Origin of the sequence: Pseudanabaena cinerea FACHB-1277, assembly GCF_014696345.1 — a bacterium.
In the GTDB taxonomy this organism is placed as follows: Bacteria; Cyanobacteriota; Cyanobacteriia; order Pseudanabaenales; family Pseudanabaenaceae; genus Pseudanabaena; species Pseudanabaena cinerea.
This window is the reverse complement of record NZ_JACJPY010000057.1, coordinates 1-15,112: the sequence shown is the minus strand read 5'-3', so window position 1 is coordinate 15,112 and position 15,112 is coordinate 1. Positions and strand designations below refer to the sequence as shown.

21 protein-coding genes and 1 pseudogene are annotated in these 15,112 nt (G+C 42.9%); 10 read left to right on the top strand and 12 right to left on the bottom strand.

The genetic code is table 11. The features are described 5' to 3' along the window. Positions 1 to 53: 53 nt before the first annotated feature. Both H6F44_RS15710 and H6F44_RS15705 read right to left on the bottom strand, forming a co-directional pair. Positions 54 to 260: a hypothetical protein gene (locus tag H6F44_RS15710; protein WP_190351976.1), complete on the bottom strand. Its 207-nt coding sequence runs from the start codon at positions 258 to 260 to the stop codon at positions 54 to 56. Positions 261 to 837: 577 nt separating this feature from the next. Further along, positions 838 to 1,260, bottom strand: a complete 423-nt coding sequence (locus H6F44_RS15705) for a tetratricopeptide repeat protein (RefSeq protein ID WP_190351975.1) — start codon at positions 1,258 to 1,260, stop codon at positions 838 to 840. A 210-nt stretch (positions 1,261 to 1,470) separates the two neighbouring features. On the opposite strand from H6F44_RS15705, the gene H6F44_RS15700 reads away from it, so the two are divergent. After that, positions 1,471 to 2,424 carry a methylenetetrahydrofolate reductase gene (locus H6F44_RS15700; protein WP_190351989.1) on the top strand — a complete coding sequence of 318 codons (954 nt, stop codon included), beginning with the start codon at positions 1,471 to 1,473 and terminating at the stop codon, positions 2,422 to 2,424. Between the two features lie 93 nt (positions 2,425 to 2,517). Beyond that, positions 2,518 to 3,033: a DUF3172 domain-containing protein gene (locus H6F44_RS15695; RefSeq protein WP_190351974.1), complete on the top strand. Its 516-nt coding sequence runs from the start codon at positions 2,518 to 2,520 to the stop codon at positions 3,031 to 3,033. A gap of 63 nt (positions 3,034 to 3,096) precedes the next feature. Here the strand turns inward: H6F44_RS15695 and rsgA are convergent, their stop codons facing one another. From rsgA to H6F44_RS15675, 4 genes are all read right to left on the bottom strand, one after another. Continuing rightward, positions 3,097 to 4,164, bottom strand: coding sequence for a small ribosomal subunit biogenesis GTPase RsgA (gene rsgA / locus H6F44_RS15690; protein WP_190351973.1), 1,068 nt, complete (start codon positions 4,162 to 4,164; stop codon positions 3,097 to 3,099). Then, positions 4,164 to 4,397, bottom strand: coding sequence for a sulfurtransferase TusA family protein (locus H6F44_RS15685; protein WP_190351972.1), 234 nt, complete (start codon positions 4,395 to 4,397; stop codon positions 4,164 to 4,166). The genes rsgA and H6F44_RS15685 overlap by 1 nt, the downstream gene beginning before the upstream one ends. 74 nt (positions 4,398 to 4,471) lie before the next feature. Next, entirely contained in the window at positions 4,472 to 5,599 is a 1,128-nt protein-coding gene (gene dnaJ / locus H6F44_RS15680; RefSeq protein ID WP_190351971.1) for a molecular chaperone DnaJ, read from the bottom strand. A gap of 137 nt (positions 5,600 to 5,736) precedes the next feature. Continuing rightward, entirely contained in the window at positions 5,737 to 6,036 is a 300-nt protein-coding gene (locus H6F44_RS15675) for a 2Fe-2S iron-sulfur cluster-binding protein (protein WP_190351970.1), read from the bottom strand. A gap of 162 nt (positions 6,037 to 6,198) precedes the next feature. Between H6F44_RS15675 and H6F44_RS15670 the strand changes: the two genes are divergently transcribed. Next, entirely contained in the window at positions 6,199 to 7,269 is a 1,071-nt protein-coding gene (locus H6F44_RS15670) for an LOG family protein (RefSeq protein WP_190351969.1), read from the top strand. Here H6F44_RS15670 and H6F44_RS15665 read toward each other — a convergent pair. After that, entirely contained in the window at positions 7,266 to 7,520 is a 255-nt protein-coding gene (locus tag H6F44_RS15665; protein WP_190351968.1) for a SemiSWEET family sugar transporter, read from the bottom strand. The two genes, H6F44_RS15670 and H6F44_RS15665, sit on opposite strands and share 4 nt — an antisense overlap. Before the next feature lie 46 nt (positions 7,521 to 7,566). Here H6F44_RS15665 and coaE point away from each other — a divergent pair, with 46 nt between their 5' ends. The 4 genes from coaE to H6F44_RS15645 all read left to right on the top strand — a co-directional run bounded on the left by coaE (position 7,567) and on the right by H6F44_RS15645 (position 9,357). Then, positions 7,567 to 8,193 carry a dephospho-CoA kinase gene (gene coaE, locus H6F44_RS15660; protein WP_190351967.1) on the top strand — a complete coding sequence of 209 codons (627 nt, stop codon included), beginning with the start codon at positions 7,567 to 7,569 and terminating at the stop codon, positions 8,191 to 8,193. Between the two features lie 243 nt (positions 8,194 to 8,436). Then, positions 8,437 to 8,715, top strand: a complete 279-nt coding sequence (locus tag H6F44_RS15655; RefSeq protein WP_190351966.1) for a single stranded DNA-binding domain-containing protein — start codon at positions 8,437 to 8,439, stop codon at positions 8,713 to 8,715. A 67-nt stretch (positions 8,716 to 8,782) separates the two neighbouring features. Then, positions 8,783 to 9,031, top strand: a complete 249-nt coding sequence (locus tag H6F44_RS15650; protein ID WP_190351965.1) for a hypothetical protein — start codon at positions 8,783 to 8,785, stop codon at positions 9,029 to 9,031. A gap of 5 nt (positions 9,032 to 9,036) precedes the next feature. Beyond that, a complete protein-coding gene (locus H6F44_RS15645; RefSeq protein ID WP_190351964.1) occupies positions 9,037 to 9,357 on the top strand; it encodes a type II toxin-antitoxin system PemK/MazF family toxin in 321 nt (106 codons plus the stop codon). A gap of 108 nt (positions 9,358 to 9,465) precedes the next feature. On the opposite strand, the gene H6F44_RS15640 is transcribed toward H6F44_RS15645, so the two are convergent. The 4 genes from H6F44_RS15640 to H6F44_RS15625 form a co-directional block, all read right to left on the bottom strand. Then, positions 9,466 to 10,020 (bottom strand): PIN domain-containing protein, encoded by a 555-nt coding sequence (locus H6F44_RS15640; protein ID WP_190351963.1) that lies wholly within the window; start codon positions 10,018 to 10,020, stop codon positions 9,466 to 9,468. Further along, positions 10,020 to 10,490 carry a helix-turn-helix domain-containing protein gene (locus tag H6F44_RS15635; protein ID WP_190351962.1) on the bottom strand — a complete coding sequence of 157 codons (471 nt, stop codon included), beginning with the start codon at positions 10,488 to 10,490 and terminating at the stop codon, positions 10,020 to 10,022. Before H6F44_RS15635 ends, H6F44_RS15640 begins: the two co-directional genes overlap by 1 nt. Positions 10,491 to 10,626: 136 nt before the next feature. After that, positions 10,627 to 10,980, bottom strand: coding sequence for a DUF5615 family PIN-like protein (locus tag H6F44_RS15630; protein WP_190351961.1), 354 nt, complete (start codon positions 10,978 to 10,980; stop codon positions 10,627 to 10,629). Next, a complete protein-coding gene (locus H6F44_RS15625; protein WP_190351960.1) occupies positions 10,977 to 11,216 on the bottom strand; it encodes a DUF433 domain-containing protein in 240 nt (79 codons plus the stop codon). The genes H6F44_RS15630 and H6F44_RS15625 overlap by 4 nt, the downstream gene beginning before the upstream one ends. 230 nt (positions 11,217 to 11,446) lie before the next feature. Here H6F44_RS15625 and H6F44_RS15620 point away from each other — a divergent pair, with 230 nt between their 5' ends. From H6F44_RS15620 to H6F44_RS15610, 3 genes are all read left to right on the top strand, one after another. Then, positions 11,447 to 12,805 carry a ParA family protein gene (locus H6F44_RS15620; RefSeq protein WP_190351959.1) on the top strand — a complete coding sequence of 453 codons (1,359 nt, stop codon included), beginning with the start codon at positions 11,447 to 11,449 and terminating at the stop codon, positions 12,803 to 12,805. After that, positions 12,802 to 13,524 carry a ParB N-terminal domain-containing protein gene (locus tag H6F44_RS15615; RefSeq protein WP_190351958.1) on the top strand — a complete coding sequence of 241 codons (723 nt, stop codon included), beginning with the start codon at positions 12,802 to 12,804 and terminating at the stop codon, positions 13,522 to 13,524. The genes H6F44_RS15620 and H6F44_RS15615 overlap by 4 nt, the downstream gene beginning before the upstream one ends. 293 nt (positions 13,525 to 13,817) lie before the next feature. After that, positions 13,818 to 14,735 carry a restriction endonuclease gene (locus H6F44_RS15610; RefSeq protein WP_190351957.1) on the top strand — a complete coding sequence of 306 codons (918 nt, stop codon included), beginning with the start codon at positions 13,818 to 13,820 and terminating at the stop codon, positions 14,733 to 14,735. Between the two features lie 209 nt (positions 14,736 to 14,944). Here the strand turns inward: H6F44_RS15610 and H6F44_RS23250 are convergent. Beyond that, positions 14,945 to 15,112 (bottom strand): annotated as a pseudogene (locus H6F44_RS23250) (IS4 family transposase); the annotation flags it as partial.

Below are 15,112 nucleotides of genomic sequence, written 5' to 3'. Positions count from 1 at the left end.
ATTAGCGTAAAGCACTCTGTCTAGGAAAGGCAAACCAATGAGGCGATTACGACCTATGCATTTGCTGTTTGGGGGGCAGCTTGCCAATCCTTGGGCATAGCTAGATCATCAGGATCAACATAATGACAAACATGATCATCAATGCAGATTAAAGCCCAGCCGTTGCCATCAATATTCACCAATTTGTAAGAAGCTTCTAACACGAAAAAGCCTTTGTGGTTGCGGGTATCGGGCTTGACGCTAACGTTTTCTAAAATCATGTTCTTATCTTCCTTTGGGATATATATAAGTATTATTAAATTCAAATAAGTCTGACTTAAACTTATTTAATGCCTTTTGTTATGTAGGTAGCCTAGCACTCTTGACAAAAATCCATTGTTAAGTTTTTCGAGGGTAATTCTATAAATTGTAAAGTTGTATAAATTTATACAAAGTTGTCTATAGTTACAGCCAGCTTTTTCTTGATATTTCTTAATGTTTTTAAAATCAATATTTAAAATCTGAGTTGAGATCTTATACGGGGTCAATGAAAACCGAGTGTTTCGCCTTCGTACATTCAAGCTTTAATTTGTAATAAATTTTGATGTATTAATAAACTGCCTCTTTCCCAGCCTAAAGATAGATATCGATCAAATAAACTACAAAAAAGCTGATTGACTGATAACAGTATTGGTAAACCTTGTCAGACCTCTTGTGAGCTGCAAAGATAAAATCTATGTGCAACGGGCATCTTGTCCGTTTATGGTTAAGATTTGTCAGTCAATTAGCAAAAAAAAGTTCTAAAAATATTGCAAAGCAATGTTCTTAGAACTTTTTTTGATTTGCGTTTGAACGCAATTAACTCAAGACCCAATCTCTAATTTTTTCTAGTTCCTTCCAATCAGGGCGGCGGCGTAGTCCTTCTTCAAAATTTTCCACCACTTCAGGCTTGATATCCTTTAAAATCATGAGCCAGTTTTGGGCAGCCTCCACTTGTTCGCGTACACCTTTCTGCGACAGTTCTAGCATGGCGATCGCCAAGTTGATTCTGGCTTGAGGATCTTCGGGGGCAATTTTTACGGCTTTTTGGGCAGCTTTGTAGGCAAGTTTGGCGTTATTGTCTAGCAAATATAACCAAGATAGGCAGATCCAGCCACTAGCTATTTTGGGCTGGCGATCGCATACTTTTTCAAACGTAGGAATTAGACTTGCCGCAGATTCACCCTGCTTGTATTTTTCTAAACCTTGAATGAATAAATCTTCTGCAACTTCTGTATTCATTTGAGAGAGTCCAAACTTTAAAATCTTAATTTTTGCCTTAGTGATATTAACATATTCCCTTCCTAGTCTAAAAATAGGCATTGAAACCCAATAATTAGCAAAGCTCCACCAGGCTAATCCTTGGGTGGGAAGGGAGTATATGGGTTAAAATGCAGTGAGCTACAAACCAATTTAAATTCCATATTTTTGTATCGCATGATCGAGCCGCCCATGGTTGAGCAGAATGAACTAGTTGAGCAAAATACGCTAGTTGAGCAGATTGAGCCTAGTTTTAACCGATTTCGTCAGGCGATCGCCCACAAAGAATTTTTGATTACGGCGGAAGTCTCCCCACCGAAGGGCTGCGATTTTGCGCCAATGCTGCATCAAACCCGATCGCTTAAGGGACTAGTTCATGCTGTGAATGTTACCGATTCTAGTCGGGCGGTGATGAGTATGAGTCCAGTGGCGGCTTCGGTGTTGATCCAACAACATTTGGGTATTGAAGCCATATGTCAGTTAGCCTGTCGCGATCGCAACCGTATTGGACTTCAGGGAGATTTGTTAGGGGCGGCGGCTCTAGGAATTAATAACATTTTGGCTTTGACGGGAGATCCTGTAAAGGCGGGAGATGCGCCCGATGCGCGATCAGTGTTTGACTATGAGTCGGTGCGGCTATTGCAGTTAATCCAAAAGCTGAATTCGGGGTTGGATGCTAATGGCAAAAGCTTGCCCCATCAGGGTACTAATTTTTGGACGGGGGCGGCGATCGATCCTCAGTCTCCTAGTTGGTCGGGTCTGCAAAAGCGGTTTGAGCGCAAAATTAATGCAGGGGCGCAGTTTTTTCAGAGCCAATTGATTACTGATTTTGAACGGCTCGATAAATTTATGCAGCAAATTGCCAGTCAATCTGATAAGCCGATTCTGGCGGGCATATTTTTGATTAAATCTGCAAAAAATGCGCTTTTCCTGAATAAGTATGTGCCGGGGGTACAGATTCCTGACCACATTATTGATCGCCTTGCTCGCGCCAAGTCGCCACTGCAAGAAGGGATCGCGATCGCGGCTGAGCAAATTCAAACCGCAAGGCAAATTTGTCAAGGTGTACATATTATGGCAATTAAGGCAGAGCATCTTATTCCTGAAATTTTAGAAAAAGCAGGGATTCACATTGCAAAGCGCTGATACGAAGCAATGCTTTCAAAAAGTTTTAGGACTTGACGATAACTAATTTTGAGCAATTTCAGCTAACCTAATAAATAACCATTACGCGAATCTATGGCAAGACGTAGATATTCTTCAACCCTGAATAATCCACCCACCGAGCCGAAATCGAACGGCACAACCACCAAACTGGCGATCGCTGGCGCAATCTTCGCGATTGGTATCGGCGTGGGCATCGCCCTATCCACACTCAACCCCACCCCGCGCACCGTTGATGCGATCCGTTTAGATAACCTTGCCCCCAGTCGCGACTTTTGTAATAACTATGGTGCATCGGCAATGGTGATGAGTAGCCGTGTTTACGTCACCCTCAATCCTTTTAATGTATTTATCAGCCAAGCTGAACCCGTGCCTGGTTGTGTGGTACTGCCCAACAACTGGAATTTGCTGCTGCAAAAAAATGTGATCAAAGAAGCCGATATTCGTCAATGCAAAGACCGCATGAATACCTTTGGCTTCACTGGCGATCTGGAAAAATCACCAACGGTTGACTGCATCTATGAAAGCAAGAATGCTGGCGAAAAATTTACCAATGGTGCGCCAACCACCGCCCCTGCCCCGCAACCATAAATAACATAAATATCGTAAATATTTTGTAAATATTTTGTAAAGATTTTGATGCCAACGCCTTTTTTACTCATCATCCATATCTAAAGACTGATGCTCACTGCGGCGGGACTCGCGGCGATAGCGTTTTTTAGATAGCTTTGGTTCCTGCTGCCGCTTACCCTCACTACTGTCCTTGGTTTTGAGTGCGGTTTCTATCGTTGTGCTATGACGGAGTTTTTGTTGGTGGGCGATCGCCTCCTCCAGATATGCCAAATAATGTTCATAGCGTTCCCAATCGCCCCGCACGACACAGTTAGGCTCATCGCGGCGATGCAGGCAATTATGAAACTGGCATAACTCCCCCTTAGCCAAGTTTTGACGGGCTTCGGGAAAGTAATTGACGAGATCTTGGGGGGCGATCGCCAGATTTGGCTGCATGAATCCTGGGGTATCCGCGAGATAGCCACCTTTGGGCAATGCGAATAATTCCACATGGCGGGTTGTATGCTTGCCATGACCGAGGCGTTGCGAGACTTGCCCCACCCGCACTTGCAGATTGGGGACTAATAAATTAATTAAACTGGACTTGCCCACCCCCGACATCCCCGCTACTACGGTTACGCCTGTTTGCAGTTTCTGAGATAGCGGCTCGATCCCTGCTTGGGTATAGGTACTAATGCCCATGGGAGCATAGCCCCAACCCACGAGGCGATCGCGCCACATTTGCCAAGTCACGTCATCCACTAGGTCTCGCTTATTCAGACATAGCAGCACCTCTGTATCCATGCTTTCGGCTTTTACCAAAAAACGGCTAAGTTGGTGCGGATCGAGGGGCGGATCGGCAAGGGCAAATACTAAGAGGATGCGATCAACATTCGCCACCATCGGGCGATCGAGCAGATTGAGCCTTGGCTCTACGTTTGAGATTGCGCCACGCCGACCCTGCCAATCAGGTTCTTCGATGGTGACGCGATCGCCGACACAGATTTGCTGCCCGATCTTTTTGAGGCGGGCGCGGCGTGTACATAGCAATTCATTACTCAAAAATTGATGATCATTGCTATCAATTAAACTTGCCTCAAACCCGTGATCCAACATGACACGATAAAAATTGGCTTGTACTGCCAAAACCGTACCCGTTAGATCCGCCATTATGCCTTTTGGACGGTCAATGCAAAACAGCGATCGCGCTCTTCAATGCCCTTAACCTGATGCCCATCGGCGGTCAAGCTATTGGGAACTTGCTCAATTGGTTCACCCCCATCGAGCAGCACTTCCAACAACTGCCCAGTTTCTAGCTTTTCTAAATGTAATTTTGCGCGGACAAAGCTAAGCGGGCAGGGAACACCGCGAAGATCAATGGATTTAGCTGCTTGAATGCACATAGAAGTTCGGCTCTTAAAATTTGGAGATCTTGAGTATGACGGCTCAGCCACCATACTCAGAAATATACTTGCAATTATTTTTGATTACCAAATATACCGCCTAAAATGTCGCCAATTCCACCTTTAGCCGCATTCCCGCTTTGTTTTTCTTTGAGCTTTTCCAACACTTCCCGCTCCTCTGCTGCCAACTTGGTGGGAATTTCGATCTTGATCTTGATCAGATGATCCCCACGTGCCACTGGATTGCCCAACTTCGGCACACCTAGACCTTCTAAGGTCAGCACCGTATCGGGCTGTGTGCCTGCGGGAATGGTGAGGGGCTTCTTCCCATCAACGGTATTCAGCATGATCTTGTCGCCAAGGATCGCTTGCAAGTAACTAATGCGAATTTCCGACAGGATATTAATCCCCTCGCGCTCAAACTCATTATCAGCCTGCACAAACAGATAGACATAAAGATCCCCCGCAGGGCCGCCACGCTGCCCCGCATCGCCTTCATTGGAAACCCGTAACCTTGTGCCGCTATCGACACCCGCAGGAATCGTAATTTTGAGTTTCTTGGTGACTTGATTTAGTCCTAAACCGTTACAGCTTTCGCACTTGTCCTCAATAACTTGACCAGTACCATTACAACTAGGGCAGGTAGATACTTGCGTAAAGCTGCCAAAGGGGGTGCGGGTAGCGCGGCGCACCTGTCCAGTACCGCCACAAGTGCCGCAGGTGCGTGGTCTGGTGCCTGGCTTTGCCCCAGTGCCGCTACAGGTTCCGCAGGTTTCTAGGTGTGAGATTTTGATCTGTTTTTCGCCACCGAAAACTGCCTCACGAAATTCTAATTTGAGGTCAAAGCGTAAATCCTCGCCACGGGTTGGGCCACTGCGACGGCGGGTCTGTTGTTGCCCTGTGTTGGAAAATCCGCTAAAGAAGCTTTCAAAAATATCGGCAAATCCGCCCATGTCGCCCATGTCGGGTGCGCCGCCACCACCAGATACACCCGCTTCACCGAAGCGATCATAGCGGGCGCGAGATTCTGGCTCCGAGAGGACTTCGTAAGCACGGTTAATTTCTTTAAAACGCTCATCAGCCCCTGCTTCTTTGTTGACATCGGGGTGATATTTGCGAGCTAAACGTCGATATGCTCGTTTGATTTCCTCTTTGTCTGTACTGCGATCGACTCCAAGGATTTCGTAATAATCACGCGCCATAGGGGGTTTCTCTGTCGCCTAAAAGGATCTATAGACAATTATTCTAATTTAACCTAGCACTGAATTATTGATTTGGGGATATGTACGGTAGTACGTTTTACCGCACATGGAAAATGCTTAACCCTATTTCACAATAATCAAGGCTTGGTTTTGACGCTGACATTGCCTGAATTTACGAGGGTTTGGCAAGCGAGGCGATAGTTTTGGGGCTTATTTTTAAGTTTCTTTTCTTCAAAGCTGGTTCTGGGAGATAAATTGTCTAAACCTTCGACGATTTCGACAACGCAGGTGGCACATTGCCCATAGCCGTTGCAGTTGGTTAGTTTGGCAACAAATTTATAGATGTCGATGTTGTTTTCGAGGGCTTTTAGGCGCAGGTTCGCTCCATCCATAGCGATCGCCTCTTTGCCTTCATTTACAAATATAATGTTTGCCATAGGTAAGGATTAATTTATTGTTAACTTTTGTTACTCCTTCAGTATCCTATGAAGTGTCAAGTTACTGCAACTTTTAAATTCAGATAAATTCAGGGCAGGTTTTTGGCATCGTGACGAAGCGGCAATGGCAAAAAATCTCCCTCAAAATGTAAAATTAAGCTTATGGCTAAAATTCCTTCATCTTCAGATATTGAAAAGCTAGGGCATGATTTGCAACAGTTGCTTGGGCGGTTGGAGGCAACTGAGCATGGTGAACTGGTGTATGCAGCTTTAGAGGCGATCGCCCAAATTGCTCAAGGGGATGCCGAGCGCTTGGACTGGAAAATTTTGACGGGTGCGTTGCAGGATATGCAGAAGGCGATCGCCATGTTTTATCCCCATCGCTTTAAGCGTAAGGTGAGTATTTTTGGCTCGGCTCGCACCGATCGCGATGCTCCTGAATATAAACAGACCTATGAGTTTGCGGAGCAGATTACCAAGCAAGGCTTTATGGTGATCACGGGCGCGGGGGGCGGTATTATGGCGGCGGGAAATGCAGGGGCGGGGGAGAGTTCCTTTGGATTAAATATCAGTCTGCCCTTTGAGCAGTCGAGTAATTCTTTTGTGTCGGAAGCTTCGCGTTTAGTGCGATTTCGTTATTTCTTTACACGCAAACTTTATTTCATCAAGGAAAGTGATGCGGTGGCTTTGTTCCCAGGTGGATTCGGCACTCAGGATGAATTTTTTGAGTGTTTGACCCTTTGCCAAACGGGGCGCACGACTCCTTGCCCCATCGTTTTGATGGATCGGCAGGGGGGGGATTATTGGCACAATTGGGATCATTTTGTGGAGCATAATTTGCTTGCGCGGGGGCTGATCACATCGGAGGATCGTAGCCTCTATCGGATTACCGATGATGTGAATGAGGCTTGTCAGTTTATTAGTGCATTTTATCGGGTTTATCATTCCAGTCGATGGGTGGGGGATCTGTTGGTAATGCGCTTAAATGTGGCGATCGCTGACGAGCATTTGGAGCGTTTAAATACCAACTTTAGCGATATTCTCACCCAAGGTAAGATTGAGCGCAGTCAAGCTTTGCCAAAGGAGGCGAATGAGCCACATATTATCCATTTGCCAAGGCTGACACTGCATTTCAATCATCGAGATTTGGGGCGGCTGTATGAGTTGATTGCCGCAATTAATGATACGTGCGACAGCAATGATCCGATGGTGTGTCATCCAGAGCAGCGCTAACCATGTTTAATTTTGAGTCGTAAAATTAATAGATTCAACATTAGGGTAATGGCGTTGGCGATGATAATCGGGGCTGCCTTGACCATCACGCCATAAATTAGCCAAAGGGTGATGCCTGCAATAAATGTAATCAGCATTGGCAAAGAAATATCCCTAGTCGATCGCGATCGCCGAACCTTCAGCACCTGTGGCAAAAAAGCGATTGTCGTCAAAAAAGCCGCCACAAATCCCAAAATATTTGTAAAATCCATTTGTGCTAATCCAATTCACTAATCCAACTTTTGATGTAAGGGGTCTATGCAGCAACGCATTATTGGCATTACGGGGGGCATTGCCACTGGTAAAACTACTGTATCCGACTATTTGCATCTTAAACATGGATTACCGATCCTTGATGCGGATGTTTATGCAAGGCAGGCGTTGACGGGCGATCGCTTAGAGCAGTTACGCGATCGTTATGGCGATCAAGTTTTTGACTATTCCAGCAATTTAGAACCCACGCTCAATCGTCAAAAACTCGGCGCGATCGTCTTTGCCAATGCCGATGAACGTAAATGGCTAGAAGCTTTGATCCATCCCTATGTCCAAGCAATCTTGACCCGTGAAGCACAAAAACTAGCCCCCGCTACGGTGGTCATGGTGATTCCCTTGCTATTTGAAGCGGGGATGCAGAACCTCGTGACCGAAATATGGGCGATCGCCTGTGATCCGAAGTTGCAATTAAAAAGGTTGATGCAGCGTAATCATTTAACCAAGTCGGAAGCTTTGCAGCGCATTAACAGCCAAAAACCACAGTTGGAAAAGTTGCTGCTTGCGGATGTAATCATTGTCAATAGCCAAGCAAATAGCGATCGTGCTGATGATTTGTGGCATCTTCATGCTCAAATCGATCAAGCAATTTCAGCGCCGCCATCTCTTGCTTGAAATCTGCACCCATTAAAGTCTCGATAGAAAAAAGAGGTGGTGATCTGATTGACTGGGGAGAAGGGGGATACCAAGTATGAAGCCTGTGGAATATGTTTCTGGTGTTGGTTTAGTGGTAAAGGCAGGATAGAAATTTTGAATTTATGTCGCTAGAGGATGGAGACAAACGCAAGCCACCGAGAGGACTTAATTTAGCAGAAAGACACGTTCAGAAGCATTTACCTGATACACCCCGTGAATATCATGTCATTCCACGCACAAAATCAAGCGAAGTTATCTAGTTGGAAGTTTATTGAAATGTGGGTCGATCCTAGTTCGGATCTGCCCTATGTGTTGATGTTGGTTGGTGATGTGGATGGAAGCTATACGCTTTATGACCCAACTGAGGGTTATCAAGTGGTTTATGCGGCGCGAGACTATGAGAAGGTGAAGGATTTTCTATTGGAGGATGAGTATGTGCAGGTTCGCGGTAGATATCAAGACAATGCTGAAGCACGGAAATCTGAGCCTGTAATTGTTTAGGCGCGATCGCCTGTTTGATCTCTGTGCAAGTAAAATAAAATAAAGCAGTTATTCTGAGTTTACAATTATGACCTATACTGAGTTATTGCCGAATCTGCAAAAGCTAAACCCTTCCGATAAGCTTAGGGTTATTCAGTTTCTGGCGACTGAATTATCAAAGACAGAAAATTTTGTTGATAATGATATGGAGTCTAAATCTTGGTTAGAAGCAGATTTGGTAGATGACTTGCCTGAGTATAACTGGGGAGAAGGTGGGATACCAAGTATGAAGCCTGTGGAATATGTTTCTGGTGTTGGTTTAGTGGTAGCAGGATAGAGATTTTGAAGAGTCAGCCTCTCAAGTGTGGTGATGTTGTTTTTGTTAACCTGCCGTCTCACAATCCTAAAGGACATGAACAGGAAGGAAGAAGACCTGCTGTAATTGTTGGTGTACCGTTGGAAAATGTACGTTATCCTGTTGTTGTGGTAGTCCCATTAACTACTCAGTTCGGCGGCTGGGTAGATAGAAATTCTGCACTGTATCCAATTATTCAAGCTGGAACTGCGGGATTACCTCAGAAATCAGTTGCTTTGTGCGATCAAATAAGGGCGGTGGATATCCAGAGAGTAATTGGATATTTGGGTAGCCTAAGTTTTGAGTAATATTTGCCGATTATTGGTGGAGTAAGACGGGTTTTGGATTTGTAATAATTTATAAGGCGATCGCCTCTTTAAATCTATATGAAAGTAAAGGGCGATCGCCTAAGTTTTTTAGTTAAACCTGCTCACAAAATTTGGCACAGAAGTTTTTAAAACATTGAGTAAGTCTGTAACCGACATGGGTGGCTTTTTTAAATCACTTGCCTGAATCTGGAGAACTTGCCTGATCTCTTGAGGGAACAAATCATGTAGATAGGTCAAAAATTGATCGGCACTTTGGGCTTCAACTTGATATTGGCTCAGAACTACTGCGGGAAAGTGCTTTAGGTTTTCGGTGACAATTACATGGGCTTTAGCAATCAAAGCCGCCGCTAAAACATGGCGATCGCCTTCGTGGTTATCCATGCAAGGAATTAAGCGATCGGTCACATTGAGCATCGCATCAGGGAAAGCCCGATTAATTTGTATTTCTAGCCGATTTACTTGCTGGATCTGCATTTTTTGATTTGCCACCAAATTTCGGAGCGCCCCATCTAAGATTTCCTGTGACCAATGCACACGATACAAACCAGCCTCGGCAGCACGAAGTAAAGTATCTCTCAGATACATCGGATAAAGCACACAGGAGTCAAGTACTACGGGAAATCGAGATGATGGCAAACTCATTACGCTGGTGAAATAGCCTCAGTTAAGCGGTCATCCTCTGGGGTATAAAATCCTAACTCTTGACTAAGTTCAGTAAGCTCACTCAAAGCTTGATGACGTTGAGCATCTCTCTGTTTTTTGTACTGCATTAAGTCTTGAAACTGGACGCGGCGATGTGTACCCACCTTGATATAGGGGATATCGCCTTGATCTAACAATTTATATAAGTAAGGACGGGAAACATTGAGCAAGTCAGAGGCTTGAATCGTACTCAAATGCAGGTTATAAGGAACCAACGATATAACTTGTCCCGATGCCATCATGTGAATAACTTGGCGAAGGGCTTGATATATAGAGTCTGGCAACATGATTTCTTCACCGTCTAGACCGACAAGCTTGGGATATGCTTTTTCTAGCATTGCCTCTAGGCGTTGTATTGGTAGGGTGTCTGGCTCAGGTGCAAAGACAGAATCTGGTAGGTCGTTCAACATATACATATTAAAGATTGCTGATGTTGAGATGGGTTGATTTTTTGAAGTAAGTGTAATAAGTGTAAATATACTATATGCCAATAAGAGCGATCGCCTCTTTAATCTCTGTGAAAATAAATGGCGATCGCTGTATGGTTTATTCTCTAATCCTAATTTTCCCCTCTTCCGCGATCCATAGATGTCCTTTTAATGGATGTTGGCTAATTGCAGGGATTAATTTTTGAAAGAAGGAAAGCAGATATGGCTTATCTTGTCTGTAAGGTCTTAATACGATAATTCCTGCATAGTCTTGTGGTGGATAGGTTTTAATATCAGCAAAGTCCAAGTCTAGCGTAACTAGAACTCTCTGCTCGTCTTGACATACAGCGATGACAGTCGGATCTTTTGCTCCTTTTAAAGATTCTGAATAGATTGTAGAAGCATCATATCCTTCGTCTTGCAAAAGGTCAGCAAGTTCTATGGGTAGATTTTCATCTATTTTAAATTTCATGCTGTTGCTGGGACTGGCAATAATACAATCTGCTCACGGGCTAACTCAGCAGCATAGTTGATCGCGGCAAAAATATCTGCGGAGGTGAGAGTGGGATAACTTTGCAAAATTTCTGCCTCGCTGACTCTTGCCGCTAGGTTATCAAGAATGACTGACACCATGATTCTTGTGCCTTTAATGCAGGCTCTACCATGACAGATAGATAAATCTGTAGTGATGCGATCTTGCCATCCCATATATACTTGACTCAGCTTTACAAGTTTTATTAGTTATTATTTTATTTTAGTTTTCGCAAGTTGACTACGATTCTATGCAAAGGCGCGATCGCCTCTTTAATCTCGATGAAGGCAAAAAAATATAAATAAATCATAAATGATAGATAATTTTATATGATTTAAATTAAGCATAAAAATGTCATAGCATAGTATAATTTTTGTGGGAATCACATAATATAAAACTTATTAAGATGACTGAATCATCTCTATTACAGGCTTGGCGGGATTTACCGATAGATGCTCCAGAAGCAGTTGTTAGTGCAAATTTTGCTGCTCCTCAACTTTTTGACGCTTTAGGGTTTAACCAAAGGGAGCGAGTACCAGGATTTCAAACACGTGTTGGCGGTAAACCTGTTGATTTTGCGGCGAGGCATAATACCCATGATGATATATTTCTTGAAAATAAGTCAAATCCCTATCTGCTAGTTGAGTTAAAAAGTCGAGATGTTAACTTGGCTGCTCCATCTGCTCAGTATTTGTCAACGGTCAGACAGTTACATGGATATTTGATCGAGACAAACTGTCATAGCGCCCAATGGGGACTTATAACAAATAGTAATCACTGGCAATTATTTCGGAAACATGGCAAGGTTGTTTTTCCTGCCACGGAATGTTTGGCAACGAATGAAGAAAATCTTGAGGCAACAGTCAAGTTGATTCGAGAAAAAATTGACAATCCATCGAAAGCTCTTGTTGTGGCGGTTTACAATCACAAAGGGGGAGTAGGTAAAACCACAACAACGATCAATCTCGCTGCTATTCTCAATTTGTTGGGTAAGAAAGTTTTGGTGATAGATTTTGATCCAGATCAACGGGATCTCACCCAATCTTTACAGCGTCCTGCTAAAGAAGTCACTCTATACAAATGCTTGGATGATCGCCGCCTTGACCCAATCCAAGCCGTCCAAACTTTTGCTTTGAAGAACAAACAGGGGCAGGAATTTGGCTTTGATATTTTACCTACGGATGATGAACTCGCGATGTCCGATGGTGGGCGTTATCTTGGCGTTCAACAGCAGGTCAAAAAGAGCCGACTGGCTGAATTGATTGATGAAGTATTTCGTGACAAATATGACTACATCCTGATTGACTCACCACCTAATTGGCAGTACTTTAGCCAAAGTGCTATCTATGCCTCTGATGTTGTGCTGATGCCCATGAAACATAATAGTATTCATTCCATCGAAAATGCGGCTCAGGCGATCGCCAAGCTAATTCCCAAAATCCAACAAGAACGTCAAGATGGCAGCCCTCGTGTTTTACCAGTTTTCTTTAATGGTGAAAAAATCACCGATCCCCAACGTGAGGCTGCTGAAAAACTTATTGATGGACTTATTGTTAAGTATAGAAAATCAGATAAATTTGATTTGACAACATACTTTTATCCACGAAGGTATTGGAAACCAGCCAGTAATGACAGGCATATTTTTACACTGCCAAATTTTGCGGCGATCGCCAGTGCAGGGTTTTCGCACATACCTGCGGTTTATCAAAATAAAACAGCTAGAGAGTATTATCACGCATTAGCAAAGGAGTATTTTTTACAATGATCAGTATTAATGATGCAATTCAATTGATGTATTTGTGGACTCATGAAATCTCAGTTCCTGAGCCAACAAATGCGCCACAATTTCTTGTTGATGTAGTTGCTGAAACTTTAACTCAACATGGCGGCAAAAACTGGATTCCTGTAATTGTTAAAGAAGTTGGCAGAGGTGAGTATGAGGTAATTGCTAATGCCTTTGTTTATGCTGCTGCTGAATCCGCAGGTTTAGAAAAGGTCTGGTGCATTATTGTCGATCAGATTGAAGGTGCAGAATATGTAACCAAAGTACTTGCTGGTGAAATAGTTCCTAAGCTAAATCTTGCCACTGCTTCCTATGAGCAGATTCAATCTGCATTGGAATATGTTTCTGAACAGCCAAATAGCGCTTTAAAAGGATTCAAGGTGATCATTGCAGCAAATCGTATTTCTGAAGCACCTCGCCAAGGATGGAAAAATCTAGATGAGTTGACTAAGCTCAAGTGTGGAATTACTAAAGGCAAAAAACTTGATGCATTAAAAGAAGTCTTTTACCTGAGTTCTCCTAAAGCTCCAGAACCAAAAGTTAGTAAGGTGTCAGAAATCATTACTCCCGACACAACTATTGCCAATGACACATCTTTGGAGACATTATCTTTAACGGCTTTAAAGGCTTTGGCTAAGGATAGAAAGGTTAAGGGCTATAGCAAGAAGACTAAAGCTGAACTGATTGATTTATTGAGTTAAAAAATCTTTAAATAAGGGCGATCGATCTCTATCCATTTAAGGTTCTAGAAACTCAGGTCGCCTCTTTAATTTCTGTGAAAGTAAAATAATCGGAATCAGAATCTGACATAGTTTTTTGTGATAATTCAGCTATCGCTAGTATGCCAATGCTTTACTCTATGACAAAAAAGCGCGGAAAAATGATTGCCACCTATTTAAGCAAGTGCGAATAACTCATGACACTAACTGTTTTAGTGTAGAGTGTAAAAATGCAATTAATCATCTAAACTTTATATATCACTAATCTTTTTACTATGACAGTTCCCGATTTTCAATCGATTATGCTGCCTTTAATGCAATTTACCACTGACGAGAAAGAACATTCTTTTAGAGACAGCGTGGAATATTTGGCAAATTTTTTTAAATTGTCTGAAGATGATAGAAAGGAATTATTACCTAGTGGACAAATGCTAACCTTTGACAATCGCGTTGGTTGGGCGAAAACACATTTACTCAAAGCAAAATTATTAGAATCTCCTCGGCGCTCTATTTTTCAAATTACTGCTAGAGGGAAAGAAGTAATTAGTCGTAAGCCGTCTCAAATCAATGCTAAATTTCTCAAGCAGTTCCCTGAATATTTGGAATTTTGTGGGGGCAATACCACCAATGAAAATTCCAACCTGCCATCACAAATCAATCTAACTGAACAAATTTCACCCGAAGAAGCCTTAGATGCTGTTTATCAAAAGTTAAAATCAGCTTTAGCACAAGATCTCCTAACACTGGTAAAAGACTGCACACCCGATTTCTTTGAACGCCTTGTCGTAAAGTTGTTAGTTAAGATGGGCTACGGTGGGTCAATTCAAGATGCAGGAAAGGCGATCGGTAGAAGTGGAGATGAGGGAATTGATGGAATTATCAAAGAAGATAAACTTGGCTTAGATGCAGTTTATATCCAAGCAAAAAAATGGGAAGGAACCGTTGGTCGTCCTGAAATCCAAAAATTTGTTGGCGCATTGGCAGGGCAAGGCGCAAAAAAGGGTGTTTTTATTACTACATCTAATTTCTCCAGAGAAGCCCATGAATATGCTAAAAACATGAGAGATACAAAGGTTGTCTTGTTGGATGGTGAACAGTTGACCCAGTTCATGATTGACTACAATCTAGGGGTATCAGTTATTTCCCAGTATGAGGTTAAAAAAATTGACTCAGACTTTTTCGCCGATGAATAGAGATGCGAGCAATTTAGTCTGGCATCGCCTCTTTAATCTCTGTGAAGCGCATATTGGCAAAATAAAGCTGACCCAATATTCTGGCAAATATTATTTGCAATCTTTAATATGATAGTATTTATAAAAAATTATATATAAAATCAGAAGTGTTGAATCAGACATGAGGTTATCCCAAAAGTGGACACACTACTCCTGCAAAAAGCGTGATTTCAGCTTAATATCACTATCTTCCTAAACCAATGTACATAACTGATATTCTCACTCATGAATGCTTGTAAATACCTCAGTTTATCTAACATCTTACAGCCAAACTCTTTTGGTATCTCTACTAGCTCTAATAAAACATACGCTATTAAGCAAGTGTAGATTTGGATCGT